The sequence below is a fragment of the Streptomyces sp. NPDC088785 genome (assembly GCF_044750685.1).
In the GTDB taxonomy this organism is placed as follows: Bacteria; Actinomycetota; Actinomycetes; order Streptomycetales; family Streptomycetaceae; genus Streptomyces.
On sequence record NZ_JBIVKH010000012.1, the window covers coordinates 207,129 to 232,938 of the forward strand.

Annotated in this window: 27 protein-coding genes and 1 pseudogene; 12 read left to right on the forward strand and 16 right to left on the reverse strand. The window is 72.4% G+C overall.

Going from position 1 to position 25,810, the window contains the following annotated elements:
* Positions 1 to 62 precede the first annotated feature (62 nt).
* Positions 63 to 926, forward strand: a complete 864-nt coding sequence (locus tag ACIP5K_RS27885) for a DUF3626 domain-containing protein (protein WP_401413837.1) — start codon at positions 63 to 65, stop codon at positions 924 to 926.
* Here the strand turns inward: ACIP5K_RS27885 and ACIP5K_RS27890 are convergent.
* Positions 898 to 1,557, reverse strand: a complete 660-nt coding sequence (locus tag ACIP5K_RS27890) for a TetR/AcrR family transcriptional regulator (protein ID WP_401413840.1) — start codon at positions 1,555 to 1,557, stop codon at positions 898 to 900. The two genes, ACIP5K_RS27885 and ACIP5K_RS27890, sit on opposite strands and share 29 nt — an antisense overlap.
* Before the next feature lie 197 nt (positions 1,558 to 1,754).
* On the opposite strand from ACIP5K_RS27890, the gene ACIP5K_RS27895 reads away from it, so the two are divergent.
* Complete coding sequence (locus ACIP5K_RS27895) at positions 1,755 to 2,897, forward strand: oxygenase MpaB family protein (protein ID WP_401413841.1); 1,143 nt, start codon at positions 1,755 to 1,757, stop codon at positions 2,895 to 2,897.
* Positions 2,898 to 2,977: 80 nt separating this feature from the next.
* On the opposite strand, the gene ACIP5K_RS27900 is transcribed toward ACIP5K_RS27895, so the two are convergent.
* The 5 genes from ACIP5K_RS27900 to ACIP5K_RS27920 form a co-directional block, all read right to left on the reverse strand.
* On the reverse strand, positions 2,978 to 3,385 hold the full coding sequence (locus ACIP5K_RS27900) for a hypothetical protein (protein WP_401413843.1): 408 nt from the start codon (positions 3,383 to 3,385) through the stop codon (positions 2,978 to 2,980).
* 71 nt (positions 3,386 to 3,456) lie between these two features.
* Complete coding sequence (locus tag ACIP5K_RS27905; RefSeq protein WP_401413845.1) at positions 3,457 to 4,464, reverse strand: helix-turn-helix domain-containing protein; 1,008 nt, start codon at positions 4,462 to 4,464, stop codon at positions 3,457 to 3,459.
* 239 nt (positions 4,465 to 4,703) lie between these two features.
* Positions 4,704 to 5,687, reverse strand: a complete 984-nt coding sequence (locus tag ACIP5K_RS27910) for a class I SAM-dependent methyltransferase (protein ID WP_401413847.1) — start codon at positions 5,685 to 5,687, stop codon at positions 4,704 to 4,706.
* Complete coding sequence (locus tag ACIP5K_RS27915; protein WP_401413849.1) at positions 5,684 to 6,787, reverse strand: NAD(P)-dependent alcohol dehydrogenase; 1,104 nt, start codon at positions 6,785 to 6,787, stop codon at positions 5,684 to 5,686. Before ACIP5K_RS27915 ends, ACIP5K_RS27910 begins: the two co-directional genes overlap by 4 nt.
* Positions 6,788 to 6,801: 14 nt before the next feature.
* Positions 6,802 to 7,557, reverse strand: a complete 756-nt coding sequence (locus tag ACIP5K_RS27920) for a (5-formylfuran-3-yl)methyl phosphate synthase (protein WP_401413851.1) — start codon at positions 7,555 to 7,557, stop codon at positions 6,802 to 6,804.
* 332 nt (positions 7,558 to 7,889) lie between these two features.
* Here ACIP5K_RS27920 and ACIP5K_RS27925 point away from each other — a divergent pair, with 332 nt between their 5' ends.
* Entirely contained in the window at positions 7,890 to 8,411 is a 522-nt protein-coding gene (locus ACIP5K_RS27925) for an EF-hand domain-containing protein (RefSeq protein ID WP_401413853.1), read from the forward strand.
* 232 nt (positions 8,412 to 8,643) lie between these two features.
* Positions 8,644 to 9,564 carry an SGNH/GDSL hydrolase family protein gene (locus tag ACIP5K_RS27930; RefSeq protein ID WP_401413855.1) on the forward strand — a complete coding sequence of 307 codons (921 nt, stop codon included), beginning with the start codon at positions 8,644 to 8,646 and terminating at the stop codon, positions 9,562 to 9,564.
* A 73-nt stretch (positions 9,565 to 9,637) separates the two neighbouring features.
* Here ACIP5K_RS27930 and ACIP5K_RS27935 read toward each other — a convergent pair whose 3' ends face one another.
* Positions 9,638 to 10,207, reverse strand: a complete 570-nt coding sequence (locus ACIP5K_RS27935) for a GNAT family N-acetyltransferase (protein ID WP_401413894.1) — start codon at positions 10,205 to 10,207, stop codon at positions 9,638 to 9,640.
* 255 nt (positions 10,208 to 10,462) lie between these two features.
* Between ACIP5K_RS27935 and ACIP5K_RS27940 the strand changes: the two genes are divergently transcribed.
* Positions 10,463 to 10,870 (forward strand): four-helix bundle copper-binding protein, encoded by a 408-nt coding sequence (locus ACIP5K_RS27940; RefSeq protein WP_401413857.1) that lies wholly within the window; start codon positions 10,463 to 10,465, stop codon positions 10,868 to 10,870.
* 36 nt (positions 10,871 to 10,906) lie between these two features.
* Here ACIP5K_RS27940 and ACIP5K_RS27945 read toward each other — a convergent pair whose 3' ends face one another.
* Complete coding sequence (locus ACIP5K_RS27945; RefSeq protein ID WP_401413895.1) at positions 10,907 to 12,121, reverse strand: homoserine O-acetyltransferase; 1,215 nt, start codon at positions 12,119 to 12,121, stop codon at positions 10,907 to 10,909.
* On the reverse strand, positions 12,118 to 13,482 hold the full coding sequence (locus tag ACIP5K_RS27950) for a bifunctional o-acetylhomoserine/o-acetylserine sulfhydrylase (protein WP_401413858.1): 1,365 nt from the start codon (positions 13,480 to 13,482) through the stop codon (positions 12,118 to 12,120). The genes ACIP5K_RS27945 and ACIP5K_RS27950 overlap by 4 nt, the downstream gene beginning before the upstream one ends.
* A gap of 489 nt (positions 13,483 to 13,971) precedes the next feature.
* On the opposite strand from ACIP5K_RS27950, the gene ACIP5K_RS27955 reads away from it, so the two are divergent.
* On the forward strand, positions 13,972 to 14,673 hold the full coding sequence (locus ACIP5K_RS27955; RefSeq protein ID WP_401413860.1) for a helix-turn-helix transcriptional regulator: 702 nt from the start codon (positions 13,972 to 13,974) through the stop codon (positions 14,671 to 14,673).
* A 31-nt stretch (positions 14,674 to 14,704) separates the two neighbouring features.
* Positions 14,705 to 15,190: pseudogene (locus ACIP5K_RS27960) on the forward strand (DUF3291 domain-containing protein).
* Between the two features lie 95 nt (positions 15,191 to 15,285).
* Here the strand turns inward: ACIP5K_RS27960 and ACIP5K_RS27965 are convergent.
* Positions 15,286 to 15,864, reverse strand: coding sequence for a TetR/AcrR family transcriptional regulator (locus ACIP5K_RS27965; RefSeq protein WP_401413862.1), 579 nt, complete (start codon positions 15,862 to 15,864; stop codon positions 15,286 to 15,288).
* A gap of 90 nt (positions 15,865 to 15,954) precedes the next feature.
* Between ACIP5K_RS27965 and ACIP5K_RS27970 the strand changes: the two genes are divergently transcribed.
* Positions 15,955 to 16,401 (forward strand): anthrone oxygenase family protein, encoded by a 447-nt coding sequence (locus tag ACIP5K_RS27970; RefSeq protein ID WP_401413863.1) that lies wholly within the window; start codon positions 15,955 to 15,957, stop codon positions 16,399 to 16,401.
* A gap of 206 nt (positions 16,402 to 16,607) precedes the next feature.
* Positions 16,608 to 17,189, forward strand: a complete 582-nt coding sequence (locus ACIP5K_RS27975; protein WP_401413865.1) for a helix-turn-helix domain-containing protein — start codon at positions 16,608 to 16,610, stop codon at positions 17,187 to 17,189.
* Between the two features lie 54 nt (positions 17,190 to 17,243).
* Here the strand turns inward: ACIP5K_RS27975 and ACIP5K_RS27980 are convergent, their stop codons facing one another.
* Positions 17,244 to 18,248, reverse strand: a complete 1,005-nt coding sequence (locus ACIP5K_RS27980) for an SMP-30/gluconolactonase/LRE family protein (RefSeq protein ID WP_401413897.1) — start codon at positions 18,246 to 18,248, stop codon at positions 17,244 to 17,246.
* 402 nt (positions 18,249 to 18,650) lie between these two features.
* Between ACIP5K_RS27980 and ACIP5K_RS27985 the strand changes: the two genes are divergently transcribed.
* Positions 18,651 to 20,465, forward strand: coding sequence for a flavin-containing monooxygenase (locus tag ACIP5K_RS27985; protein ID WP_401413866.1), 1,815 nt, complete (start codon positions 18,651 to 18,653; stop codon positions 20,463 to 20,465).
* An 82-nt stretch (positions 20,466 to 20,547) separates the two neighbouring features.
* On the opposite strand, the gene ACIP5K_RS27990 is transcribed toward ACIP5K_RS27985, so the two are convergent.
* Positions 20,548 to 21,567 (reverse strand): YdcF family protein, encoded by a 1,020-nt coding sequence (locus tag ACIP5K_RS27990; protein ID WP_401413868.1) that lies wholly within the window; start codon positions 21,565 to 21,567, stop codon positions 20,548 to 20,550.
* 87 nt (positions 21,568 to 21,654) lie between these two features.
* Here ACIP5K_RS27990 and ACIP5K_RS27995 point away from each other — a divergent pair, with 87 nt between their 5' ends.
* Complete coding sequence (locus tag ACIP5K_RS27995; RefSeq protein ID WP_401413870.1) at positions 21,655 to 22,011, forward strand: VOC family protein; 357 nt, start codon at positions 21,655 to 21,657, stop codon at positions 22,009 to 22,011.
* Positions 22,012 to 22,032: 21 nt separating this feature from the next.
* On the opposite strand, the gene ACIP5K_RS28000 is transcribed toward ACIP5K_RS27995, so the two are convergent.
* Positions 22,033 to 22,386: a PepSY domain-containing protein gene (locus ACIP5K_RS28000; RefSeq protein WP_401413872.1), complete on the reverse strand. Its 354-nt coding sequence runs from the start codon at positions 22,384 to 22,386 to the stop codon at positions 22,033 to 22,035.
* A gap of 186 nt (positions 22,387 to 22,572) precedes the next feature.
* On the opposite strand from ACIP5K_RS28000, the gene ACIP5K_RS28005 reads away from it, so the two are divergent.
* Positions 22,573 to 23,697 (forward strand): NADH:flavin oxidoreductase, encoded by a 1,125-nt coding sequence (locus tag ACIP5K_RS28005; protein ID WP_401413874.1) that lies wholly within the window; start codon positions 22,573 to 22,575, stop codon positions 23,695 to 23,697.
* A gap of 110 nt (positions 23,698 to 23,807) precedes the next feature.
* Here the strand turns inward: ACIP5K_RS28005 and ACIP5K_RS28010 are convergent, their stop codons facing one another.
* The 3 genes from ACIP5K_RS28010 to ACIP5K_RS28020 form a co-directional block, all read right to left on the reverse strand.
* Positions 23,808 to 24,320, reverse strand: coding sequence for a GNAT family N-acetyltransferase (locus ACIP5K_RS28010; RefSeq protein WP_401413875.1), 513 nt, complete (start codon positions 24,318 to 24,320; stop codon positions 23,808 to 23,810).
* 130 nt (positions 24,321 to 24,450) lie between these two features.
* Positions 24,451 to 25,542 (reverse strand): PP2C family protein-serine/threonine phosphatase, encoded by a 1,092-nt coding sequence (locus ACIP5K_RS28015; RefSeq protein WP_401413877.1) that lies wholly within the window; start codon positions 25,540 to 25,542, stop codon positions 24,451 to 24,453.
* Positions 25,543 to 25,616: 74 nt separating this feature from the next.
* Positions 25,617 to 25,810: hypothetical protein (locus ACIP5K_RS28020; protein WP_401413878.1), on the reverse strand; the 194-nt coding region annotated here is incomplete at its 5' end.

The window sequence follows — 25,810 nt, forward strand, 5'->3', positions numbered from 1 at the left end:
GAGGACCGCGAGATCCGAGATCCGAGGACAGAGAACAGAGAACAGAGGAGGACACGGTACGGATGAGCGCCGCGTCACCGGCTCCCCAGGAGCGCGCCCTTCGCCACGTGGCGGGTACGGCGTCCGGCCCGCCGGTCGACCCGGCCCTGCGGGTGACGCTCAACTTCCACCCCGACCGCGTGTCGCGGGGGCGGCCCATCCTGGACGCCATGGCCGAAACGGGCGGCTACCGCTCGCAGTTCGTCACCGGCACCAGCAACGGCGGCCTGACCGCCCACCCCGGCGGCGACCGGTGGCGCTGGGAGAGCCGGATCTTCGGCAGGGCCTACGACACCGCCCCCGCCCGGGACCGGCCGGTCTACGGGGCGCTGAACTTCCGCCGCAAGCCGGCCGGCGGGGCTCCGCGCTTCGGCTCCGCGCACTTCCGGCTGGCCGCCGAGACGCTGTCCCGGACGACGTTCTGCTACCCGGACAGCTTCCACGAGCCCGTCGACTTCGGCGTCGCGGACCGCATGGGACTCGTCGAACTCGCCCTCGCCGACCAGCAGGACGACCTGGACGACTACATCGAGGCCCAGGTGCACGGGCCGGTGCGGCCGGCCCTCGACGTCGAGGCGCTGGTCCTGGACCCCTGCTACCGGGGCACGGCCGTCGAGGACGCGGCGCGGCGCCTGGGCTGCGCGGTGGAGTGGCACCAGGGCTTCCGCCTCACCGTCGGGGAACTCCGCAGGCATCCCGGCTACCGCGGCCAGGAACACGTCGACCTCGGCGTCCGGATCGCCGCCGACGGCGTCCTCGACCCCCGGGTCATCGGGGAGGCGGTCCGCACCGGCCGCCACGACCCGCAGGCACTGAAGAAGGTGTGGCACTACGTGGCCCGTTTCGGACGGCCCGCGGTCACACGGCGGTCGGGCGAAGGTAGTTGAGCGCCAGCTGCGTCAGCTCCAGCAGGAACACGTCCCGCTGGATGGGCGGCCGGTCCAGCACATAACGGACCGTCAGGTGCTCGACCGTGCGGACCAGCATCCAGGCCGCCGCGGGCAGGGACAACTCCGGGCGCAGCTCGTCGCGCCGAGTGGTGAGATACGCGAGGACCAGCTCACCGATCCGGTCCTCGAAGATCCGCAGGGCACGGCCGTCGTCCAGCTGCGGACCGTGGACCACGGCGGCGCGCAGGAACGGCGGCTCCACGTCCAGCCCGTCGAGCAGCGTGGCGAGGGTGGTGCGGACGATCACCGGCGCGGGCTGCTCGAACTGACCCGTCATCTGCGCGGTGATCCCCGCCACCAGCCGGTCGCTGTAGCGCTCCAGCACCGCCAGGACGATCGCGTCCTTGTGCGGGAAGTACTGGTACAGCGAACCGGGGCTGAGCCCCGCGGCCGTCGCGATGCGGCTGGTCGACGCACCTTCGTACCCGTGCTCGGCCAGGACGTCCGCCCCCGCCTCCAGGATGCGCTCCACCGTCGCCCGCGACCGCTCCTGACGGGGGACCCGGCGCGCCGAGACGCGAGTACCCGGTGCGTACCGGTCGTCGTGACCGGGCGATGACCTGGGCATCAGAAGACGAGTTGAACGCGAATATGAGAGACCGTCAGCATCGGGTCATGGTCGCACACGAGCCTTCCACGCGAGATGCCTCGGTCGAACCGCACCGCACGAGGACGACCTCGCCCCCGCCGCCCCCGTACCCCCGGCGCTTCCGCGCGACGGAACGCCTCAACCGCCGCCTGGGCCGCCCTCTGCGCCTGCTGCGCGTGAGCCGTGGCCGCGTCGACGAGCGGCTGCTGGCCACCATCGGGGAGCGGCTCACGGCGCGCGACGAGACCGGCGCGGCCCTCGCGGACGCCCTGCGCGGAACCGGCCGGGGCGCCGCCCCGGCCGAGAAGGTGACGATGAGACAGTTCCGGCACGCCCTGCGGGACGGCATCGACGCGGTGCCCGAACCCCCGCGCGCGCTGCGGGACTTCTTCGCCGCCGTCGAACCGGTCCCGGACTGGGTGGACTTCGACCTGGTCGAGGAGGGCGGCCGGGTGGCGCGCCGGTTCGGCCGCAACACCGCCGACGTGATGCTGCAACTCGCCCTCATCGGCTCGTACCGGTTCGACGGGCCACCCCGGCTGCTGGTCGAGACGGGCGGCCTCGTCGGCGGCTCCGCGCTGCGCCGGATCGCCGAGACCCAGCACTGGGCGACGGCCGTCACCGCCCCTGGCGCGCTGCGCCGCGACGGCGAGGGCTACCGCCTGACGGTCCACGTCCGCCTCATGCACGCCCTGGTCAACCACCGGTACGAGCGGCACGGCGGCTGGGACGCCGACCGGTTCGGCCTGCCCGTGAACCGCTCCGACCTCGCCGCCACCCTCGGCCTGTTCAACGCCGTCCAGCTGCTCGGCGTCCGTCTCCTCGGGGTCCGCGTGACCCGCGCCGAATCCCGCGCGGTCATGCACCTGTGGAAGTACGTGGGCCATCTGCTCGGGGTCGATGAGGACTGGCTCTTCGACCACGAGTGGCAGCAACACCGCCTGAACTACCACCTGTTGCTCACCCAGAGCTACGGCGGAAGCGCAGGTCCGCCGCTCGCGGGCGCACTGGTGGAGGCGCAACGGCAGCTGCACTTCCGGTACTTCGCCCGCGTCCGCCGCGCCTACGCGCGCGCCCGGCTGCTGAGCATGCTCCGCTACTTCCTCGGCCGCCGCGGCCTGCACGACCTCGGCCTGCCGCCCGCCCTGCCCTGGGCCGTGCCTCCGCTCATCGCCGCCAACCTCGTGCGCTACCACCTCCTCGGCCGCACCGGGGCGGGGCGCGCCCACCTCCAGCGGCGCGGCGAGCGCTTCGTCCGACGGCACCTGCGCCGCCACTTCCACGACGACACCCCGGACGTCGCGGCCGTCGACGTGTGAGCCCCGCCGGTCCGGGGGCGGCCCGGACGACCGGCCGGCGGCGCGGGGACTCCGCGCCGCCGGCTGTCGCTGAGCTGTGATCAGGCGGCCACCTGGCCCCGGCTGACGCCGGTGCCCTCGAAGTCGAGCCAGTACCCGCTGCCGTCGAGAACGCCGGAGGCGGCGACGGTCCACTGGCCGGCCGGGGCGTTGCGATAGCCGTTGCAGGTGCCGCTCGTCTTCCAGCAGACCCTGACCCGGCGGGTGGTGGTCGGCTTGACGTTGATGTCGGCGCAGTTGCTCGTGGTGTAGGCGAACCCGCTTCCGGCCGGCCAGAAGCCGACATTGTCGGTCGTGTAGCTCTTCGCGCTCCCGTAGCAGCTCAGGGCGGCGGTCGGGGCCGCCGGTCCAGCGGCCGCGGAGGCGGTGGTCGCCAGTCCGAGGCCGAGCCCGCTGCCGATGACGACACCGGCCAGGGCGAACGGGGCGACTCGTGAACGTATGCGCACAGCTGATTCCCCTCGTTTCAACCGAACTCTGTGGTCACCGGGGACGCTAGCCGCGCGTGCCGCACGGCACGTTAGCGCTCGGCGACCGGCACTTGGGAATGCCCGCCAGCGCGCGCTCTGAGCCGGAACTCACCGGGCGGCACGCCGTACACCGAGCGGAAGGCCCGGGAGAAGTCGGCGGCCCGCGGGAAGCCCCACCGGGCTCCCACCGCGTGCACGGGGACGGTCGCCTGGCGGGGATCGGCGAGCGCCTGGGCCGCCTGCCCCAGCCGCTGCCTGCGGACCAGCTCGGTCGCCGTGGTGCCCTCGGCCCGCAGGAGCCGCTGGAGGGAGCGGACCGAGATCTGGTGGGCGGCGGCGATGGCGGACGGCGAGAGCTCCGGGTGGGAGAGATTGCGCCGGATGTAGGAGTGGACGCGCAGCGACAGCATCCGCTCCTGCGCGTCCGCGTCGAGCGTGTCCAGTTCCAGCCGGTGGGCCAGGACGGCGCCGACGAGGTCGATGAGCACGCTGCCGAGGCGGGCGCGGTCGAGGGCGCTCGTGCGGCCGTCGCCCCCTTCGGTCAGCCCGCGCAGCATCTGCGCCAGCAACAGGCCGGGGCCGTGCGCGGACTGGAGGGGTGTGGCGAGCAGGGCCGCGGCGTGCCGCGACGGGACGGGGAGCAGCCGGCGGGGCACGTGCGCGATGACCGAGGCCGCGCGCGCGTCCGTCGGGCGGGCCGGCACGGAGCGGGACTCCAGCGGGTGCGAGCTGCTGTACAGGACGAGCTGCCCCGGCCCGAGCTCGCAGGCGCGGTGGGCCTGGGCGAGGAACTTGCGGCCTGTGGTGATCAGTTCGAGCTGGTAGGTCTCCGGGTCGCAGCGCCTGATCAGCGCCGCGGTGCGCGCGGCGGTCTCCGGCGGGCGGGAGACGGTGTTGACCAGTGCCTCGCCCAGCGCGAGGGTGGTGACCCGGACGGGGAACGAGGCGCTCCGCTCCGGCCTGACGTGGGTGGGGAGCGAGGTGCCCACCGTGGTGTCGCTCCACCATGCGGCCTGTTCCCCGGCCGGGAGCACGCGGTTGTCGTAGAGCAGGTCCAAGGCCGCCCCCTTCACTGTGGTGGCAAACGCATGACAACCTACGGGCGCCGGCGCCTCGGCGTGGGGGAGTGGGGAGGGTTGTCCGGATGCGGGTGCTGCCGCGGCCGGCTGTCGCTCGGCCGGAGATCTCCTGTCCACGGGTGTGGCCGTGTTCCTGGACACGGCGAGGAGCGGGGAGAGGGCGGCGCGGCCACGAGCAGGCCGCCCCGGCCGGGGTCCCGGCCGCGGCGCGCCGGACGTCACGGCGCGGGCACGGTCCTCGTCACCGGCGGCGGGGGAGCGGTGGGGCCCGGCTTGTGCGCGAACACCCATCGGTTGCCCGCCAGGGCGTCGTTCTCCTCCGGCAGCGGCCCGCGGCCGTGCCGGTGGGTGAACTCGAAGGGCGTGTGCACCGACACGGACCAGTCCCGGCCCGTGAGAGCACCCGCGGAGTCGGGTCGCGGTTCCTTGACGAACAGGTCGAGCAGGTCGATGCCGATCTGCTGGGCCGTCGCGGTGTAGAGCGGGCTGTCGCGACAGGCCATCAGGTCCGGTTCCAGTTTGACCTCGTAGGCCAGTGCGCTGCCGGGTGCGCTCAGCCGGTCCACCTCGGCGACCAGGGCTGCCTCCGCGTCGGCGGGGAGGTAGAACAGCAGCCCCTCGGCCAGCCAGACCGTCGGCGCGGAACGGTCGAATCCCGAGTCGGCGAGGGCCGCAGCCCAGTCGGCGCGCAGATCGACCGGGACCGGTGTGCGGGCCGCCTTCGCGGTGGCCGCCAGCCCGTCGAGCACCTGCTGCTTGAACGCCAGCACCTGCGTCCTGTCGATCTCGAAGACGGCCGTGCCAGCAGGCCAGTCGAGCCGGAAGGCCCGCGTGTCCAGCCCCGCGCCGAGCAGCACGACCTGCCGGGAGCCGGCCGCGTGCACCGACCGGATGAGGAAGTCGTCGAGCACCCTGGTGCGCAGGCCGAAGTAGCGCGCGAAGCGTCCCCACAGCGGGTTCGCGTTCCCGTCCCGCACCTGCTGGAGGCGGGTCGGCCAGCCCGCGGACGCCGGCGCGGCGCGCACGAAGTGCTCCGCGAAGACGTCCTGGGCCAGGGAGTCGGGGCGGTGGGTCTCGATGGCGCGGGCGGCGGCGACCAGGAGCGCGGTCGTCCCCACCCCTCCGTCGACACCCGATGGGTGCTGCGCGCCGGTGCTGGTGCTGGTGACCACAGGACCTCCGTCGGCGGGTGCGGTGTTCATCGGCTTCGCTCCGGCGGGACGAGGACCGGTTTGACGACCCGTCCCGCTTCGCAGTCGCGTTCGGCTTCGTCGACGTCGGCGAGCGGATACGTCCGGACGAGCTCGTGGAACGGGAACCGGCCCGCCTGCCACAGGCCGATCAGCCGCGGGATCAGCAGGCCGGGCACGGCGTCCCCCTCGCAGATGTGGGAGATCCTCCTGCCGCGGTCCAGGGCCCCCGGCTCGATCGGCAGCGCGGTGTGCAGCCGCGCCACCAGGCCGAGGTGGCCGGTCGGACGCAGGGACCGGAGCGCCTCGTTGATCAGCGCGGGCGCGGCCGTGGTGTCGAGCGCGAAGTGCGCGCCGCCGTCGGTGAGTCGTCGTATCCGGTGGGACAGGTCGGCCGTCGACGCGGGCAGGGGCACCGCGCCGTAGCGCTCCGCGAGGCCCAGCCGCTCGGGGTGCCGGTCGACGGCCACGGACACCGCACCCGACGCGGTGGCGGCCATGACCGCCGCCAGGCCCACCGCTCCCGCCCCGAAGACGGCCACGGTGTCGCCCGGCCCGGCGCCGAAGGAGTTGAGGACGGCCCCGGCGCCGGTGAGGAACCCGCAGCCCAGGGGGCCGAGCAGTTCGACCGGCAGCGCGGGGTCGACGCGCACGGCGTTGCGGGCCGCCACCACCGCGTACTCGGCGAACGACGACTGGCCGAACCAGCGCGGGGCCAGGGCCCGTCCCCGTGCGTCGGTGAACCTGTCGGCGTGCTCCGTCCGCCCGCCGAACAGGTTGAGCGCGGCGAAGGAGTCGCAGTGGGCGGGGGCGCCGGTCAGGCAGTTTGGGCAGTGGCCGCAGGAGTCGAAACTCAGGACGACACGGTCACCGGGGCCGAGCCCCGTGTGCGGCCCGCCCGTCTCGGTGACCGTCCCGGCGCCCTCGTGGCCGAGGACCGCCGGGAGCGGCGAGCGGCCCGCCGAGCCCCGGACCGCGAGATCGGTACGGCACATCCCGCAGCCCGCGATCCGCACCAGGACCTCCCCGTCGGCCGGGCCGCTGTGCAGCAGCACCTTCTCGACGGTGAACGGGTCGCCGGGGGAGCGCAGCACCGCCGCGTCGAACGTCATCGGCACGGCGGCGGTCAGCCCGCGGCGACGGCGGCCGCGGCGTGCTCCCGGGCGTGCCGGTCCAGCTCCGCGCGGAAGGCGGCGATCAGCCGCGGCTCGATCCGGCCGGTGTCGCGGTCACCGCCCGCGCAGACGGCGCCGCGCACCCCCACGATGTCCGTGCCGATCCGGGTCAGCACACCGAGATCGCCCGCCTTGACGCTGCCCGCGAGGGCGGCGAGCAGTTCCGCCTCGTGCGCCCGGCGCACGAACTCCGCGCAGACCTCCGGCGGCACGTGGTCGAAGAGACGCGTCCCGTCCTTGATCGCGGTGTCCAGCATGGCCGCGTCGGCCCCCGACCGCAGGGCGATGTCGGGCAGGGCGAGCGGGTTGACGCAGCCGATCCGGTGCGCGTCGGCATAGCCCGAGGCGACGACGAGGGCGTCCGGCCGGTGGTCCTTCACCGCCCGCACGACGCCGCGCATCACCTCGACGGCCTGCTCGGGCGTCGTGCATCCGTAGAGCCCGACCTTGATGTACGTGGCACCCGAGACGACCGCGCCGAGCGCCGCCTGCGCCACCGTGCCGGGCTTGTACGGCACGTCGCCCACCGTGGCGGACACGGGCTTGGGCGCGGGCACCGCGTCGCGGATCTCCTTGATGACCCACGGAAAGTTCGCGCCGAGCGAGCCCTCGGCGGGTCTCTTGACGTCCACGATGTCGAGATGGTCGGCCGCCTTCGCGCACTCGACGGCTTCCTCGACGCTGTCCGGGGAGATCAGAAGTAGCAACGTGTGCTCCTTTCCGCACCTCACCACAGGCCCCGGGAGGCAGGCGGGAGGCACGAACGCGCTGATGTCTCTTGCGGTCGGCCCATCATCGGCCGCGGCCCGCGATCACCGGTAGGGCGCGCGCGGGGCGAGGGAGGCGTCACCCGCGGGGCGAGTGAGCCGTGCGCGCCGGTTCCCTCGGCCCCGCCTGCCTTTCATGTCGGCGCGGCGCCCTCTTCACTCGTTCTGCTGATCACGACCGCCCTTCCCCGGCCTCCGGCGGCGCGGGCCCGCATAGTTGCTGCTCGGCCGGCACATCGACGGTCTCCCGGACGCACGAAAGGCAGCCACCCATGCGCACCGAAGCAGTCACCCGTGTGAAGCTGGTCTTCTCCCTGTTCGACGCCGACGGCAACGGCGTCCTGGAAGCGGCCGACTTCGCGCTCATGAGCGACCGGGTCGCCGCGGCGGTGCCCGACGCCGACGCGGCCCGCACCCGGGCCATGCGCGACAGCTTCCAGTACTACTGGCAGACGCTGGTCCGTGAACTCGACGCCGACGGTGACGGCCGGATCACGTACGAGGAGTTCCAGGCGTGCGTCCTGTCGCCGGAGCGCTTCAGGGGAGCCGTCGACGCGTTCGCGGCCGGCTTCGCCCGGTTCGGCGACGTGGACGGCAGCGGGACCGTCACCCGGCCCGTCTTCATCGGCATGATGCGCGGCGTCGGTTTCGAACTCGCCAACATCGAGGCGCTGTTCGACGCGTTCGAACCCGATGCCGCCGACCGGATCCGGGTGGACGTCTGGGAGGCCGAGATCAAGAACTACTACGCCCCGGACAAGGGGGGCGTCCCCGCGGACCTGCTGGCCGCCTGACCCGCGCCGGGCCGGCACCCCGGCGGCCTCCCGGGACCGGGCGACCGGCACCGGGGCCGCCGGCCCTCCCGCCGATGTGCCCCGGCATCCTGCCGCCCGGCGGCACCGCGGCCCCGCCACGTGATTCCCTTCAGACGCAGGTACGTTCGTTCGAACCCTGGCCCAAATGGCTACCGGCCGGTATACAGGCGAAGTTGGACCATGACGGTGTGGGCTTCAGGGGAGGGGCACGATGCTGCAACGGACGCACGGGGAGGGGACGGCGCCGGGACGCCGGACCGTCACGGGACTGGCCGTACTGGGCAGCCTGGCGCTCACCGCCGCCATGACGGGCGCCGCGGACGCCGCACCGGCGCGGCACGAGGCACGGCCCCTCTCGAACTACGTGGCACTGGGCGACTCGTACACGTCGGGCCCCCTGATCCCCCGCCAGGTCGACGCCAACTGCGCCCGCTCCGACCACAACTACCCGTCGATCACCGCGAGCGCGCGGCACGTCGACTCGTTCACCGACGTGAGCTGCGGCGGTGCGACGACAGCACAGATGTGGCAGGCCCAGGGGACCAACGGCCCCCAACTCGACGCGGTCCGGCGCGACACCGATCTCGTGACGTTGCAGATCGGCGGCAACGACATCGGCTTCGGGTCGATCATCAGCACGTGCGCCGCGCTCGGCTCGACGGCCCCCGCCGGAAACCCCTGCGAGCAGCACTACCGGACGGCCGGCTACGACGAGCTGTCCCTGAAGATCCTCCAGACCGCGCCCGAGGTCGCCCGCGTCCTGCGCGCCGTGCACACCCGGGCGCCGCACGCCCGCGTGGTCGTCGTCGGCTACCCCGACCTGCTGCCCGACGACGGCACGGGCTGCTACCCGTCGGTTCCGTTCGCGGCGAAGGACTTCCCCTACCTGCGCGACACCGGCAAGCGCCTCAACCTGATGCTGCGCGCGGTCGCGCTCGTGAACCGGGCCGAGTACGTGGACACGTACAAGCCGACGGTCGGCCACGACATGTGCAAGGCACCCACCGACCGCTGGATCGAGCCGCTGAACCCGACCTCGCCCGCGGCTCCGGCCCACCCCAATGCCAAGGGCATGCAGGCCATGGCGCAGGCACTGCTGGACACGCTGGAACGCGGCGCCGGCCACCGCTGACCTCCGTGCCGGAGCATCACCCGGCGCAGGGGGGTCGGTCGGTGTCGTCCCGCCGCGCCGGGCGACTGCCGGGTCAGTCGCCCGGCCGGCTGCGGAGATCCGCGGACAGCGCCGCGTAGATGTACTCGCTGCCCCAGCGTTCCCCGTCGAGGTCGTTCTCGACCAGGTGCGCTTCCCGGCGCATCCCGAGGCGTTCACAGACCCGCACGGATCCGGTGTTCTCCACGTCCAGCCGTGCGTAGAGCCGGTGCGTGCCGAGTGTGCCGAAGGCGAACCCGGCCAGCGCCGCCGCCGCCTCGGTCGCGTAGCCGTGTCCCTCGTGACCGGGGTCGAGGGTCCAGCCGATCTCGGCCTGCGCGGCGCGGGCATCGGCCAGCCTCAGGCTCACCTCTCCGAGGACGCCGGGCTGGTCACGGCGGCAGACGGCGAGCGCGAGTCTGTCCCCGTCGGCGCGCCAGGCCGTCTGCGCCGCACGCTCGGCGGCGACCTGCTCGCTGCGCTCCCGGGTGTGCACCGGCCGGTACAGGTAGCGCGCCACGCTGGGCAGGCTCTGATAGGCGTACAGGGCGTCGGCGTCGCCGGGAGTGAACAGGCGCAGCGACAACCGGGCCGTGGTCAACGGCAGCAGCGAGGCGATGTCCATGCGGCTCCCCGAGGCGTGGGTGTGGGTGCGGGTGTGGGTGTGGGTGTGAGTGCGGGTGCGGATGTGGATCAAGATGCGGACGGATTGTCGCATCAGGGCCGCCCCGCGGCCACGCCTTTTCCCGGAGCCCGGCCCGGCCCCGGGGCCCTGGGTCCCGACCGGTGGCAGAGGTCCGGTCCATCGAACACGATGGACGGGCCGAGGGACGTCCCCCTGGTCCGCACCTCACCGAACCGATTCAGGAGACGAAAGCCCATGTTCTCTGCCGATACGCTCCTCCAGGCCCATCCCGCCGCCGCCGAGCCGAAGCTGCTCGAAGCGATCGCGCAGGCGGTCGAGGCGGCGCTGGGCTGCGTGGCGGCCTGCACGGCGTGCGCGGACGGATGTCTCGCGGAGGAGGACACGGCGCGCCTGTCCGGCGCGGTGGCCGCCGCCGAGAGCTGCGCGACGGTCTGCGCGGCGACGGCCACGACGCTCCTGCGGCAGAGCGCCTACGCCGACCGGGAGGGCCTCATCACCCTCGTGCAGAGCTGCACCAGCGCCTGCCTGCGCTGCGAGCGGGAATGCCGCGAGCACGAGATGATGCACGACCACTGCCGCCTGTGCGTCGAGGCCACCACGGCGTGCGTCGAGGCCTGCGAACGGGTGATCGCGCTGCTGTGACGCCGCCGGCCGCCCCGCCCCGGCCGGGTCGTCGCCTCAGCCCTCCGCGGGCCCGGGGGACGCACCGCTCACGTCCCCGGGGCGCGGACGTCGGCGGTCCTCCGGGTGGGACAGCAGCGCGTCGACGAGACCGGCGACCTGCTCGTCCTCGATCAGGAAGCCGTCGTGGCCGTACGGGGAGTCGATCACCCGGACCGCGTCGGCGGTGGGAATGCCCGCGGCCAACTCCCGCTGCTGGGACGGCGGATAGAGGCGGTCGGACCCGACGGCGGCCACGAGCGTCGGGGCGGTCACCCGGCGCAGCGCGCCGCGCACTCCACCCCGGCCGCGGCCGATGTCATGGCTGTTCATCGCCTCCGACAGCACGACGTAGCTGCCCGCGTCGAACCGCCGCACCAACTTCGCGGCATGGTGGTCGAGGTACGACTCGACCCGGTACCGGCCGCCGTCCCACGGGTCCTCCGCCTCCTGCGGAAGCCGGCCGAACCGGGTGTGGAGCTCCTGCTCGCTGCGGTAGGTGACGTGGGCGAGCCGCCGGGCCTGGGCCAGTCCGGTCGCGGGACCGCGGCCCGTGCCATGGTAGTGGCCGTCCTGCCAGTACGGGTCGGAACGGATGGCGTGCAGCTGGACGGTGGCCCAGGCGATCTGTTCGGCGCTCGCGGCGGCCGTCGTGGCGAGCAGGAGGAGCGCGCCCGTGCGTTCGGGACGCGACACCGCCCATTCGAGCGCCCGCATCCCGCCCATCGACCCGCCGGCCACCAGCGCCCAGCGGTCGATGCCGAGCGCGTCGGCCAGATGGGCCTCCGCCGCCACCTGGTCGCGCTGGGTCAGGAACGGGAAGGCGCCGCCCCAGCGGCGGCCGCCGGGGGCGAGCGAGGCGGGGCCGGTGCTGCCCTGGCAGCCGCCGAGCACGTTCGGCGCGACGACGAACCAGTGATCCGTGTCGAGGGCGCGGCCCGGGCCGACGAGCCCGTCCCACCAGCCGGGCGTGGGATGCCCGGGGGCGGACGGGCCCGCGACGTGGCTGTCGCCGGTGAGCGCGTGCAGGACCAGTACGGCGTTGGACGCGTCCGGAGCGAGCCGCCCCCACGTCTCGAACGCCAGCCGTACGCCCGCCAGTTCCCCACCCGCCTCCAGCTCCAGCGGGGCTTCGTGGGCGTACCACTGGCGGCGCCCGGGCGGGTCCCCCTCCTGCCAGGCCCCGGTGGCCCGCGGGAGGGGAACCCGTGCGGACGTCAGTACGGTGTTCAGGAGGACGCGCCCTTCGCGGCACGGAATCCCGCGTCGAGGTCCGCCTTCAGGTCGGCGAGGTTCTCGATGCCGACCGACAGGCGCACCAGGCCGGGGGACGTGCCGGTGGCCGCCAACTGCTCCTCGTCGAGCTGGCTGTGGGTGGTGGAGGCAGGATGGATGATGAGGCTGCGGACGTCGCCGATGTTGGCGAGGTGACTGAAGAGCTCGACCGCGTCGACGAACCTCCGGCCCGCCTCCACACCGTCCCGCAGCTCGAAGGAGACGACGGCACCGGCCCCGCGCGGCAGGTACTTCCGGCCCGCCTCGTACCACCTGCTGGATTCGAGCCCCGGATAGTGCACGGCGGCGACCTCGTCCCGCTGCTCCAGCCACTGGGCGAGCGCCAGGGCGTTCTCCGTGTGCCGCTCGATGCGCAGGCTCAGCGTCTCCACGCCTTGCAGCAGCAGGAAGGCGGAGTGCGGGGACAGCGCGGGCCCGAGGTCGCGCAGCAGTTGGACCCGGAGCTTGACGGCGAACGCGCCCGGGCCGAGGGCCGGCCAGTACCGCAGGCCGTGGTAGCTCGGGTCGGGTTCGACGAAGTCCGGGAACCGCTCGGCGTGCGCGCCGAAGTCGAAGGTGCCGCCGTCGACGACGACACCGCCGATGGCCGTGCCGTGCCCGCCGAGGAACTTGGTCGCCGAGTGCACGACGATGTCCGCGCCGTGTTCGAGGGGGCGCAGCAGGTACGGCGTGGGGACCGTGTTGTCGACGATCAGCGGCACACCGGCCTCGTGGGCGACGTCCGCCACCGCGCGTACGTCGAGCACGTTGCCGCGGGGGTTGCCGAGGGTCTCCGCGAACAGGGCCTTCGTGCGCGGCCGGATCGCGGCCCGCCACGCCTCCGCGTCGTCGGGGTCGTCGACGAAGGACACTTCGATGCCCAGCTTCGGCAGCGTGTGCCGGAAGAGGTTGTACGTGCCTCCGTACAGCGAGGCGCTGGAGACGATGTGGTCGCCCGCGCTCGCGAGGGTGAGCAGGGCCAGCGTCTCCGCGGCCTGCCCGGACGCGAGCGCGACGGCGGCGACCCCGCCCTCCAGCGCGGCGATCCGCTGCTCCAGGACGTCCTGCGTGGGGTTGTGGATGCGGGTGTAGATGTTGCCGGGCTCGGCCAGCGAGAACAGGTCGGCGGCGTGCTGGGTGTCGCGGAACACGAACGACGTCGTCTGGTAGATCGGGGTCGCGCGGGCCCCGGTCGCCGGATCGGGCACCGCCCCCGCGTGGACCTGCTGGGTCTCGAAGGACCAGGCCGGGGTGGCGCGTGCGGCGGGCGGCTCTTCGGGGGTGTGACCGGCGGTGACGGAGTCGATGGGCTGGCTCATGGCGATGCTCCCTGGACGAGGTACGAGACGACGGGGACGACGAGACGACGGACGGAAAGCGGACATGGGGGGCCGCACGGTGGGGAGTGGAGATGCCACAGCGGTCCCTGCGGCAAGGAAGCGGCAAGGAAGAAGACGCGCGAAGAGGTGAAGGCACTTGCAGTGACGGAGGCACGCTCGGAGGGGGAGCGAGGGACGATTTCACCGGCCCGGCACGCCGGAAGGGCGGCCAGGGAGGGAGCGCGTCGTCAGCCGGTGGCGCGACAACCGGTGGCGCGACAACCGGTGGTGGTGACACGTCCGTAGTCGACATGGCGACGGGTCACGAGCACGGTCATGACGTCAGGGAACCACAGCGGAGCCGCCTGCCGCCGGAAACTGCGGAATCTACGGAAAGTTGTCACATGGCGCCACGGGTGCCCAGGTCCGGTGGCGGACCCTGCTTGCCCGGCTTCTAAATCCAACGCGTGTTGTTCATAGACTGCGCGGGTGGAGAACATCGATGCGATCGCGGCCCTACAGGATCCCGTACGCCGACGCCTGTACGAATACGTGGCAGCGCAGGCGCGCGAGGTCGGGCGCGTGGAGGCCGCCGAGGCGACCGGAGTGACGCGTACGCTCGCCGCGCATCACCTGGACAAGCTGACCGAGGTCGGACTCCTGGAGGCCGGCAGCCGTCGTCCGCCCGGCCGCTCGGGGCCCGGGGCGGGCCGCCCGGCCAAGGTGTACACGCGGGCGCGGGCCGAGCGGTCGGTGTCGCTGCCCGCCCGCGACTACCGCACCGCCGCCGAACTCCTCGCCGAGGCCGCCGAGGAGGCGGGTCTGGACAGCGGGCTCTTCGCGGCCGCGCGGCGACGCGGCGCAGTCCTGCGGGGCCCTGCGGCCGCGTGCGACAGCGTCGAAGACGCCATGGAGTTGCTGACCGCCCGTGGCTACGAGCCGCACCTGGAGTCCGACAGTCGGGAAGCCCAAGGAACACCAGGAGCCGAGAGCGCGGGGTCGCCGGTCGTCCGTATGCGCAACTGCCCCTTCCACGCCGTCGCCGAACGCTTTCCGCCCCTGGTCTGCGGCATGAACCGCGCACTTCTGGAGGGGCTGATCGGCGAGGGCGGGCCGGTCCGCGCCCGGATGGACGCCCGGCCCGGGGAGTGCTGCGTGGTGCTCGAACCTTCTAAAAACAACGAGGATTGACATAGAAAAGCGGGCCGTGCTGGGATGAGCCATGACCGCATCCCAGCGCACTGCCCAACTCGCCGAACTCAACGTCGTCACCCTGCGCCGTCCCTTCGACGACCCAGAAATGGCGTCGTTCGTCGAGTAGCTGAACCCGATCAACGCCGTCGCCGACAGCGCTCCCGGATTCGTATGGCGGTTGGTGGAGGAAGGCGCCGCCGACGCCACGGGCCTGCGGCCGGCGGGCGAGGACGTCGTGGTCAACCTGTCGGTGTGGGAGACCCCCGAGGCGCTGTGGGACTTCACCTACAGGAGCGGCCATCTTGAGGTGATGCGACGGCGGCGGGAATGGTTCGAGCGGCACGTCGAGGCGCACCTGGTGCTCTGGTGGATCCCGGCCGGGCACATCCCGACCGTGGACGAGGCCCTGGCCCGGCTGGCGGTCCTGCGGTCCGACGGGCCGTCGCCGCGCGCGTTCACCTTCTCCTCCTCCTACACGGCGGCCGAAGCGGCACACGTGCTGTCGCAGGTGTAGTTAGGGGGATGGCCGTCGGGGTGGCCGATTGGAGGCCGACGGGGGCCACTGAGGTTGTCGCGGGAGGCCACGGCGGTCGGGGGCGGCCGCTGAGGTCAGTGGTGGGCGAGCCGGTCCACGAGGAGGGCCACGCGCCGCCCGGTCTCGGCCGGTGGCAGCCGCCCCGCCCGGGTGAGGGTGGCCAGTCCGTGCAGGGCGGCCCAGAACGTCTCAGTGAACAGGCCCGGTTCGACACCGTCCCCGGTCACCGGGGCGAGGCATTCCAGGAGTGCGGCGAAGGCGTCCTTCAGCGGCTCCGGCGTGGCCTCGTCCGCGAAGGCCAGCCCGCCGTCGAGCTGGAAGATCGCGTCGTAGACCGCCGGATTGCGCTCGGCGAAGTCGAGGTACGCGCGGGCGAGCGCGGTGACCCGCCCCGGAGAGTCCGCCGTGGCGGTGGTCGCGGCCCGCAGGGTCGCGGCCAGCTCGGTGGCCCCTTCGAGGGCGACGGCGCCGATGATCTCGCGCTTGCCGCGGAAGTGGCTGTAGAGAACGGGCTGACTGTATTCGATGCGCTCGGCGAGCCGCCGGGTGGTGACCGCGTCCCAGCCCTGCTGTTCGGCGAGTTCGCGGGCCGTGGCCACGATGAGCCGTTCACGGCCCGCCCGCTCGCGCTCCTTGCGTTCCTGTACCGACATGAGCCGATCCTAGCAGCGCTAGACAATCGAGCGGCAGTAGTACTAGCTTTGCTTCATCGGCTAGCAACGCTAGATTCCAGAGGGGTCATCATGCTCAACGCACTTGAGGTGTTCACCACCGTGGTCGTCGGCGTGATGGTGGGGGTGGAGTTCGCCGTCGCCTTCGTCATGAACCGGATCTTCAACGCGCTTCCCGAGGACAGCGACCAGCTCGCCCGGTCCCACGGCGGCAGGATGCTCGGCGCCGTGATGCCGTTCTGGTACATCGGCTCGCTCGTCCTCGTCGCCGTCTGGGCCGCCGCCGGATGGCACCACCGCGGCACGGGTCTCGTCGTCACCTCCGGGGCGCTGCTGCTCCTCAGCGTGGTCATGTCGCTGCTGCTGCTCGTCCCGATCAACCAGCAGAGCAAGACGTGGACCCCGGAGAACCGGCCCGAGGACTGGAAGGAGCAGATGAACCGCTGGGACCGCTACCACTACGTCCGCGTCGCCGTGATCATCGCCGCCTTCGCGCTGCTGGTCGTGGCCCTCGTCTGATCGCCGGGTGCGGGCTTTCCGGGCTCTGCCGCTGTCTCCGGGTCCGCTGTGCGCGGGCCCGGGTCCGGCGTGCTCGCGGCCATGCCGGGCCCGGGACCGCTGTGCTCGGGCTAGGGCGTCCCGGACGATGGCGCGCCGCCTCCGGGCCCGCCGTGCCGGGGTTCGCCGCGCGTTCGTGCAGATGACGTCCGTACTAGGCTGCCGAGGTGACGAACCCCTCCGACCCCGGGCGGCCCCGCCCCGCGAACCAGGGGCGCCGGGTCGCGGCCCGCAACAGGGCCGCGCTGATCGCCGCCGCCCGCGAGGTCTTCGCCGAGCAGGGGCTCAACGCTCCGCTGTCCGCCGTGGCCCGCCGCGCCGGGGTCGGCCAGGGCAGCCTCTACCGGCACTTCGCCGATCGGACGGCTCTGGCCTCCGCCGTCCTGGGGGAGAACGTCCGGCAGATCGAACAGGCCGCCGCCGAACCGGACGCGACGCTGACGAGCGTGCTCGGCGTGGTCACCTGGCACGTGACCCGGTCGACCGCGTTCGTCGACCTCCTGCGGCTGCGCGGCGACGACCAGGAGGGCAGGGAACTGTCCGAGCGGGTCCGCGGCGTCCTGTCCCACTGCCCGACCGACGGCCCGGCGCCGCTCGCCGTGGACGACCTCATGCTCGCGGTGGCGATGGTCTCGGGGGCCGTCACGGGTCCCCTCCCGCAGCGCGAGCGCCAGGCTCTGGCGGCCTGGCGGCTCCTCGGCATCGAGGTGGGGCCGCTGCGCCCGGTGGAAGCAGCCGCCGACGAGTGACCGGGGGTGCCCCTCCCGGGGAACCTGAAGAAATCAGCCACCCCTCAACAGCCCTCAACCGCCGTTCGAGAGGCGGATTCCGTCGGCCAACGCCTCGAAGGAGTAGACGTAGCCGCCGGCGGGGCCGCTGACCGTCATGTAGGCGCTCCTGCCGCCCGGCGTGATCGCGACATTGGTCGCCGACCGCAGCCCCTTCGCCGCCCCGGCCGGCACCTCGACCGTGCCGAGCCGCTGCCCGTACTTGCTGAAGACGGCCATGGCCGGGCGGCCGTGCAGCGCTTGATAGAGGTTGCCGTCGGCGTCCACGGAGATCGAGTCGGTCTGGGCGAGGCCGCCGTCGACGTGGATCGCCTCGTGCCGGGACGTCACCGCCGTCCTCTCGGCGTCGAGCAGCAGATACGAGACGGTGTTCCGCGCCAGTTCACTGACCCACAGACCGTGCTGCTCGGGGTCGAACATGACTCCGTTGGGATGGGCGAGCCCGTCGGCCAGGACGACGGCCTTCCGGCCGTCGCGGTCGATGCGCACGATACGACCGTCGGCCCTGCCGGTCTCCATGCCGTGCAGATCGCTCACATACAGGTTCCCCGCGTCGTCGAAGACGATGTCGTCGGGGTTCATGGCCGACCCGTCGACCTCGCCCGGGAAGAACGTACGCCGGTCCGAACCGTCCTGGGCGAGGCTGACGACGGCCCCCGACTGATACTCGGTCAGATAAACGCGGCCGTCATAGGGGCTGATCTGCGCCGAGGTGTACGCGCCGTTCCTGTCCGTGTAGACGCCCTTGTGCCGTCCGGTTCCGACGTCCACGGAAATGAGCTTGGGCTCGCCGGGCGGCGCGGTGACGTCCGTGACGTAGAGGCGCCCCTTCCGGGTGAGGACCGGTCCCTCCAGGAGCGTCATGCCGGTCGATGCGTGCACGTCGGTGACGTGGGAGACCTGTGTCGCGCGGATGACGCGGCCCTCGCCGGACGTCACGGGCCGGGACGCCGGACCGGCGGCGGTCTCGGTGCCGCAGCCGGCCAGGGCCAGCAGGCAGAGGCCGGCGAGACCGGCCAGAGTGCCGCGGGATCGGGACGCACGGCATGGACGGGACGCACGAGACGCACGGGACGCATGCGGTTCACGGGGTGCGCGGGGAGCGCGGGGAGCGCGGGACGACGTGATCATGGCGATTCGGGTCCTTCCTGCGGGTCCGGCGGACCGGATCACGCATGCCGTGAAGTGGCCTCCGGGCACGGCCGCCTGGCGCGAACCACACCCCTACCGGACAACACTGTCCGGTTGCTGGGTTACGGTACCGGTGCTCGTCCGGAAGGCCCAGCAGGCCCCGGCGCGCGCGACCCCCAACTCCCCCCCACCACGAAATCCCCGAACACCCCCTGAACTCCGCACGAACCGAACTCCACCCGAACCGATCTCCGCACGAACCCTGAACTCCGTACGGAAGGAACCCACCGCATGACCCCGCAGCGCGAAACTCCCCCCACCGCGCAGGAGACGGCGGACCTCCGCGAGCGCTACCGGATCGAGCGGGAGCGGCGGGTCCGACCCGAGGGAACCCGCCAATACCGCGCCCCCACGGCCGAGTTCGGCTACTTCGCGAAGGACCCGTACGCGGGCGAGCCGACCGCTCGCGAACCCGTGCGCGACCACGTGGACGTCGCCGTCGTCGGCGGCGGGTTCGGCGGCATCCTGGCCGGCGCCCGGCTGCGCGGGCAGGGCGTCGCGAAGGTGCGCGTCGTCGAACAGGGCGGCGACTTCGGCGGCACCTGGTACTGGAACCGCTACCCCGGCGTCCACTGCGACGTCGAGTCGCACGTCTACCTGCCGATGCTCGACGAGACCGGCCACGTACCGGAGTGGAAGTACGCGCCGGGCGAGGAGATCCGCCGGCACGCGGTGCGCATCGCCGAGCGGTCCGGCCTGTACGAACACGCCCTGTTCTCCACCGCCGTCACCTCACTCACCTGGGACGAGAGCGCCGCGCAGTGGATGGTCCGCACCGACCGGGGCGACGCCTTCCGGGCCGGCTACGTCGTCACCGCCACCGGCACCCTGTCCGAGCCCAAACTGCCCTCCGTCCCCGGCATCGAGGACTTCCGGGGCCACACCTTCCACACGTCCCGCTGGGACTACGGCTACACCGGCGGCGGCCCCGACGGTGGCATGACCGGGCTCGCGGGCAGACGCGTCGGAGTCGTCGGCACCGGAGCGACCGGCGTCCAGGCGATCCCGCTGCTGGCCGAGGACGCCGGACACCTGTACGTCTTCCAGCGCACCCCGTCCGCCGTCGACGTGCGCGGCCAGCGCCGCGTCACACCCCGGGAGGTCGGAGCGGACCGGCCCGGCTGGGCGGCCGAACGACGGGAGAACTTCCTGCGGATCGTGTCCGGCGAGGACACCGAACGGGACCTCGTGGCCGACGGCTGGACGGAGTCGGCCGGCCTGCTCGAAAAGCTCCTCCCCAGCTTCCGCCGCGACGGCGCACCGGACTTCGAGACGACGTACGAGGCCGCGGACCACGCCACCATGAACCGGATCCGGGCGCGCGTGTCCGCCGAGGTCACCGACCCGGACACCGCCGCGGCCCTCCAGCCCTGGTACCGGTACGCGTGCAAGCGCCCCGCGTTCTCCGACCGGTACCTGCCGGCCTTCAACCGGGACAACGTCACCCTCGTCGACACCGCCGACACCCACGGCATCGAGCGCATGACCGCCCACGGCGTGGTCGTGGGCGGCGTGGAGTACGAGGTCGACTGCCTGATCCTCGCCACCGGCTTCTCCGTGGGCGTCTCCGGCATCACCTCGGGGAAGCTGCCCGTGACCGGCCGCGACGGCATCCGCCTCCTGGAGTCGCTCGCCGAGCGGGGCCCGCGCACCCTGCACGGTTTCACCAGCCACGGCTTCCCGAACCTGTTCATGATGGGGCCCCTCCAGAACGCCAGCAGCGTCAACTTCACCCACATCCTCGACGAACAGGCCATCCACGCCGCCGCGTTGATCACCGCGGCGGAGAAGAGGAACGCGATCCTGGAGCCGACCCCCGAGGCGGTCGACGCCTGGCTCGCCGTCTGCGCCCAGGACGCCCCGGACCACGAGTGGTTCCACGCCGAGTGCACCCCCGGCTACTACAACCGGGAGGGCCGCGGCCGCCCCAACGGCCCGCACGCCTACCCGTACGGCGCGGTCGCCTTCCACGACCTGCTGCGCCGCTGGCGCGCGCGGCACATGGACGACGTCCTGCGCGCGAAAGAGACGGGGAAGACCCGCTGACGGCAGTCGGCCAAGGGGCGGCGGTCGGTCAGGGGGCGGCGGTCGGTCAGCGGGTGGCAGTCGGTCAGCGGGTGGCGGTCGGTCAGGGGGCGGGCGGCCACCCGAGCCACCAGATGAACAGCCCGCTCAGCAGGACCAGCAGGAAGAGGGCCGCATTGGTGCGACGGTAGGAGACGAGAAGGGCCACGAACTCGCGGAGCATGGCGCTGGGCCAGAAGTACGAGGCCGTGGGGGCGCCGATGACATGGCCCCGGACGCCGGTGCGGCGCGCCGTGACCGCGGCGCGGAAGACGTGGTAGTTGTTCGTGACGATCACACAGCGGTAGGCCGGATTGGCCTTCTCCATCAGGACTTTGCTGAACGCCAGGTTCTCGTCGGTGGTCGTCGACCGGTCCTCGCGGGTGATCAGATCGGCGGGGAACCCCTCGGCCGTCAGATAGTCGGCCATCGCGTGGGACTCCGGCAGCTTCTCGTCGGGCCCCTGCCCCCCGGAGGTGATCAGCACCGGTCGCCGTCCCTTGCGGGACAGCCGGGCGTGCTCCTTGCGGGCCCGCTCCAGACGACTGGCCAGCAGCGGGGGCACCTTGGTGCCGCCGATCAGACCCGAGCCGAGGACCACCACGAAGTCCGCGCGGCGCCGGATGCGCAGACGCGCGTACAGCCCGCCGTAGACGAGGAAACAGAGGAACAGGAAGGCGACGTACCCGCACAGCGCGGTCGCCGTGGCCGCGGCCACCAGCAGTGTGTGCGTGTGCAGGGCCAGCGCGGTGGCCAGCAGGGCGAGCAGCGCGACCAGCGCGAGCCCCGCTCCGAGAGAGAGCAGGTTCGCCGGGCTGCGGCCCTCTTTGCGGACCATGGTGATCCCGTTGGCGATCAGGAACCACGCGAGCGTGATGACACCCAGCGCCGCCAGGATCAACAGCGCGATCGCGAGCCCGAGACCCAACTGCTCCCTCTCGGAAGCCAGTTTCAGAAACAGTGCGATGACGGCGAAGACGACGGAAAGCCCCAGGAGAACGGCGTTGCCGAGCCGGCGGCGGTCCCGCGCCACCCCCGCACAGAACAAGAAAAAACAGACGAGCGATGGAACGAAGGACACCATGAGCACATGCTAATGACGCATGCGGGGACGCCGACGCGCGGCCTCCTCGCGGAGCGGTCGAGGAAAGTCGAGTAAAGAGGGATGCGCGTGGACCTGTACAGCGTGATGTGCGTCGGCGACCGGAGCAGGGCGGTCCCGTGGTACGAGGTGTTCTTCGGCCGCCCCGCGGACACCGTCATCGGCGAGGAGTCCCTGTGGCGGGTGGGGGAGAACGCCTGGGTCGTCGTCGACGACCGGGACGTGCGCGCCGAGCGGGTCGGCGGAGCCATGGTCACCTTCGGCGTGGACGGCCTCGACGCCGTCCTGTCACGGCTCGACGCGCACGGGATCGCCTACGGACCGGTCGAGGTCTACGGCAGCGGCGTGCGGCACGTCGTCGTGCTGGACCCCGACGGCAACAGCCTCTCGCTCGCCGAGTCACCGCCCCGATCAGCGACCCGATGAGCCCGTTCCCGCTCCGGCACGTCAGGCGGAGGCGTGCGGCCCTGCACCGTCACCGATGACGCGCACGCCCGGAACGATCCGCCCGTCGTCCTGCCCGTCCTGCTGTTCCTGGTCGGCCGCCACGTCCTGCACGACCTCGCCGGAGTGCGCGTCGAGGAGCAGGTGCCAGACGGCGCCCTCCTCGTCCTCGACCGTCGTCGAGAACAGATAGCGGTCCGTACTGCCCTCGTACCGGCCGAACTCCAGCCCCAGCGCACCCTGGCCACCGGGGTGCCGCGCCTCGGCGATGTCGAGGAGATCACCTGCCGGAAGCACCAGCTCCGTCTCGACGATCCGACGGGCCTCGTCACTCTCGATCTGCGTCATACCGATCATCCCCCCACGCTACGAGTGAGCCCCCCGCCGGCGCGAACCGCGTCGCGTGCGTGACCCCGCCCACTCGCGTGGAACGGGGAAGCGAGGAGCGGGAATGCGGGCCCCCCATGAGCAGTTACTTCAGAGGCTGTAACAATGCACGCACACATACCAATCGGTTAACCCTGCATCTTCTGAGGAGTCCCTGTGACCGCCACGACGCCCGCTTCCCGCGCGGCTCGCCTGCTGTCCCGCCCGATCTCGCTCGCCGGCCTGACCGTCCCGAACCGGATCGTGATGGCGCCGATGACGCGCATGTTCTCCCCGGGCGGCATCCCCGGCGAGGACGTGCGCTCCTACTACGCGCGCCGCGCGGCCGCCGGGGTCGGTCTCATCGTCACCGAGGGTACGTACGTCGGTCACGACTCGGCCGGGCAGAGCGACCGGGTGCCCCGGTTCCACGGTGACGATCAGCTGGCCGGCTGGGCGAAGGTCGCCGAGGACGTGCACGCGGCGGGCGGCACCATCGTTCCGCAGCTGTGGCACATCGGCATGGTGCGGCAGCAGGGCGACGCCCCGTACCCGCAGGCCCCCGCCGTGGGCCCCTCCGGTCTCGTCACCGCGGGCGCCGAGCAGACCGGCACGGCCATGACGCAGCAGGACCTGGACGACGTCGTCACCGCGTTCGCCCAGGCGGCCGCCGACGCCGAGCGCATCGGCTTCGACGGCGTGGAGCTGCACGGCGCCCACGGCTACCTCCTCGACCAGTTCCTGTGGGAGGGCACGAACCGGCGCACCGACGCCTACGGCGGCGACCCGGTGGCCCGGACGAAGTTCGCCGCGGAGATCGTCGCGGCGGTCCGGGAGAAGGTCTCCCCGGACTTCCCGATCCTGTTCCGCTACTCGCAGTGGAAGCAGCAGGACTACACCGCGCGGCTCGCCGAGACCCCGCAGGAACTGGAAGCGATCCTGGCCCCGCTCGCCGCGGCCGGCGTCGACGTGTTCCACGCCTCCACCCGCCGCTACTGGCTGCCGGAGTTCGACGACTCGGACCTGAACCTGGCCGGCTGGACGAAGAAGCTCACCGGCAAGCAGGTCATCAGCGTCGGCTCGGTCGGCCTCGACGGCGACTTCGTGAACGCCTTCCAGGGCGAGGGCTCCGCGGTCAAGGGCATCGACAACCTCCTCGACCGTCTGGAGGACGAGGAGTTCGACATGGTCGCGGTCGGCCGCGCGCTGTTGCAGGACCCCGAATGGGCGGCCAAGGTGCTCTCCGACCGCTACGACGAGCTGAAGCCGTACGACGCCGCCGCGGTGAAGACGCTCAGCTGACCCGGTGGGCCGGTAGGCCGTGAGCAGCTAGGCAGCTAGGCAGCTAGGCAGGCAGGCGGAAGGGGCGCCCGGCGCGTGTGGACGGCCGGGTGCCCCTTTCGTCATCCACGTCAGAGCCCGAAGGCGGCGGGGTACCGGATCGTGCCCACGGGCACCGGTCGGGTGGCGTCGAGGGCCAGGGCCATCATGGCGTCGTCGGGTGCCTCGAACGGGGCGCGGATGCCGAAGCGGGACGCCGGCACGAAACCGAAGCGCGGGTAGTAGCCGGCGTGGCCGAGGACCAGTACGAGGTTCTCGCCCATGGCGCGTGCGGCGTCGAGCGCGGCGCGGACGGCCGCGGAACCGGCACCGGTGCGCTGCGCCGACGGAAGCACCGCGCACGGGGCCAGGGCGAGGGCGGGCTCGCCGTCGACGTGACAGCGGGTGAGCAGCGCGTGCCCGGCGAGGGTGCCGTCGGGAGCCTGGGCGACCAGGGACAGGCCGTCGATCCAGGCGCCGGGGTCGGCGCGCAGCGCCTCGACCAGGTCCGCTTCATCGGCGGTGGGGAAGGCGGCGAGGTTGATGCCGCGCACGGCGGGAACGTCGTCCGGTGTCTCGGCGCGAGTGGTCCAGATGGCTGTCATGTGAGGTCGGTCCTCGGGTTGCGGCGTCCGGTGCTTGAGCCGTCCGGCCTGCGCACGTGACCTGAACGGTAGTCCCTCTGTCGCACTGGCTGTGGTGGTGGGTCGGTGGGTCGGTGGGTCGGTGGGGCGTTCAGGTGTTCTGAGCCGGGGGCGGTGTGCGCTCGATGAGGACAGCGGCGGTGTCGTCGTCCGGCCCGTGACCGTGGAAGCGGCGCAGGTCGACGGCGAGGGCGAGCAGTACGTCGCGGGCTGGCGTGTCCGACCAGGAGGCGAGGCGCTCGGCTAAGGGGTAGAAGTTGCCGCGTCGATCGCGGGTCTCGCTGACACCGTCGGTGTACATCAGCAGACGGTCACGCGGGCCGAAGGCGATCTCCTCCACGACGTACTCGTCCGGCACGCTGACGGGCAGGTGGATGGGCAACGACGGCTGCCGGAAGTCGACCAGGCGCGTAGTGCCGCCGGATGGCTGAAGGACCGGCGGGGGATGCCCGCAACTGAGCAGCCGCAGGACCGGCAGATCGACGGGAATCTCCGCCAGGACCACGGTGGCGAACCGCTCCGCGTCCTCGACGTCGACGCGGGCGGCGTGCCGCCGCATGCTGGCTTCGAGGGTGCGCGCGACACCTGGGAGATCGGGTTCGGCATGAGCACATTGACGAAAGGCGCCCAGCAGCACCGCTGCGGTCTCCACGGCTCCCAGGCCTTTGCCCTGGACGTCGCCGATCATCACTCGGACCGCGCCGGGTACTTCCAGGGCTTTGTAGAAGTCGCCGCCCAGGTGCGCGCCGGCCACCGAAGTCTCGTACAACAGGTGCAGGTCGACGGGGCCCAGCCGTTTGGGCAGGGGATGCTGCACGGCACGCTGGACGACGTCCGCGACCGTCCGCACGTGCTGGAGTTCCCGTTCGCGCCGCTGGCGCACACTGCTGGTCCAGGCGGCGACCAGGCTGAAGACCAGCATCAGGACCGTCTCGGCGAACCCGCCCGGCATGAACGCTTCACCCCGGGCCTCGCCCCGCCACACCAGTAGCGCCGTGGCAACGGCGCCGAAAGCCAATGTGCCCCTCGCTCCCCAGGACACCGCCGCGAGACCGGGGACGATGTAGAGGAAGGCGTCGTATCGCTCCCGCCGGGGCGTGAAGACGTCAGCCATCGCGGCCGCAACGATCATGGCCAAGGGCAGCAGCTGTACGCCGCGGTATCTCATCTTCCAGCTCGCCATCACTCGACGATCATCGATGACCGCGGTGCGCTGCGCAGCCTGAGATTCGGCGGGGTGCGGCTGTGGTGGGGTGGTTAGTGGGGGGTGGGGTGGAGGGTTTTGGGTGTGGGGAGGGGGGTGGGTTCGGGTGCTGTGGTGGGTGTGGGCAGGGGCGTGGGCGCGGTCGTCGTCGTGGGTAGGGGTGTGGGTGTGGTGGTGTGTTGGAGGGTGTAGTGGTAGGCGTCGAGGAGGGCGTGCCAGGTGGCGGTGGTGGGGTTGGTGTGGGTGC

What these genes read in the sequence shown, in the direction of transcription:
- ACIP5K_RS27885 (WP_401413837.1), top strand. Translation starts at nt 63, where the DNA reads ATGAGCGCCGCGTCACCGGCTCCCCAGGAGCGCGCCCTTCGCCACGTG.
- ACIP5K_RS27890 (WP_401413840.1), bottom strand. Translation starts at nt 1,557, where the DNA reads ATGCCCAGGTCATCGCCCGGTCACGACGACCGGTACGCACCGGGTACT.
- ACIP5K_RS27910 (WP_401413847.1), bottom strand. Translation starts at nt 5,687, where the DNA reads ATGAACACCGCACCCGCCGACGGAGGTCCTGTGGTCACCAGCACCAGC.
- ACIP5K_RS27915 (WP_401413849.1), bottom strand. Translation starts at nt 6,787, where the DNA reads ATGACGTTCGACGCGGCGGTGCTGCGCTCCCCCGGCGACCCGTTCACC.
- ACIP5K_RS27925 (WP_401413853.1), top strand. Translation starts at nt 7,890, where the DNA reads ATGCGCACCGAAGCAGTCACCCGTGTGAAGCTGGTCTTCTCCCTGTTC.
- ACIP5K_RS27930 (WP_401413855.1), top strand. Translation starts at nt 8,644, where the DNA reads ATGCTGCAACGGACGCACGGGGAGGGGACGGCGCCGGGACGCCGGACC.
- ACIP5K_RS27935 (WP_401413894.1), bottom strand. Translation starts at nt 10,207, where the DNA reads ATGGACATCGCCTCGCTGCTGCCGTTGACCACGGCCCGGTTGTCGCTG.
- ACIP5K_RS27940 (WP_401413857.1), top strand. Translation starts at nt 10,463, where the DNA reads ATGTTCTCTGCCGATACGCTCCTCCAGGCCCATCCCGCCGCCGCCGAG.
- ACIP5K_RS27950 (WP_401413858.1), bottom strand. Translation starts at nt 13,482, where the DNA reads ATGAGCCAGCCCATCGACTCCGTCACCGCCGGTCACACCCCCGAAGAG.
- ACIP5K_RS27965 (WP_401413862.1), bottom strand. Translation starts at nt 15,864, where the DNA reads ATGTCGGTACAGGAACGCAAGGAGCGCGAGCGGGCGGGCCGTGAACGG.
- ACIP5K_RS27970 (WP_401413863.1), top strand. Translation starts at nt 15,955, where the DNA reads ATGCTCAACGCACTTGAGGTGTTCACCACCGTGGTCGTCGGCGTGATG.
- ACIP5K_RS27985 (WP_401413866.1), top strand. Translation starts at nt 18,651, where the DNA reads ATGACCCCGCAGCGCGAAACTCCCCCCACCGCGCAGGAGACGGCGGAC.
- ACIP5K_RS27990 (WP_401413868.1), bottom strand. Translation starts at nt 21,567, where the DNA reads ATGGTGTCCTTCGTTCCATCGCTCGTCTGTTTTTTCTTGTTCTGTGCG.
- ACIP5K_RS28000 (WP_401413872.1), bottom strand. Translation starts at nt 22,386, where the DNA reads ATGATCGGTATGACGCAGATCGAGAGTGACGAGGCCCGTCGGATCGTC.
- ACIP5K_RS28010 (WP_401413875.1), bottom strand. Translation starts at nt 24,320, where the DNA reads ATGACAGCCATCTGGACCACTCGCGCCGAGACACCGGACGACGTTCCC.
- ACIP5K_RS28015 (WP_401413877.1), bottom strand. Translation starts at nt 25,542, where the DNA reads ATGGCGAGCTGGAAGATGAGATACCGCGGCGTACAGCTGCTGCCCTTG.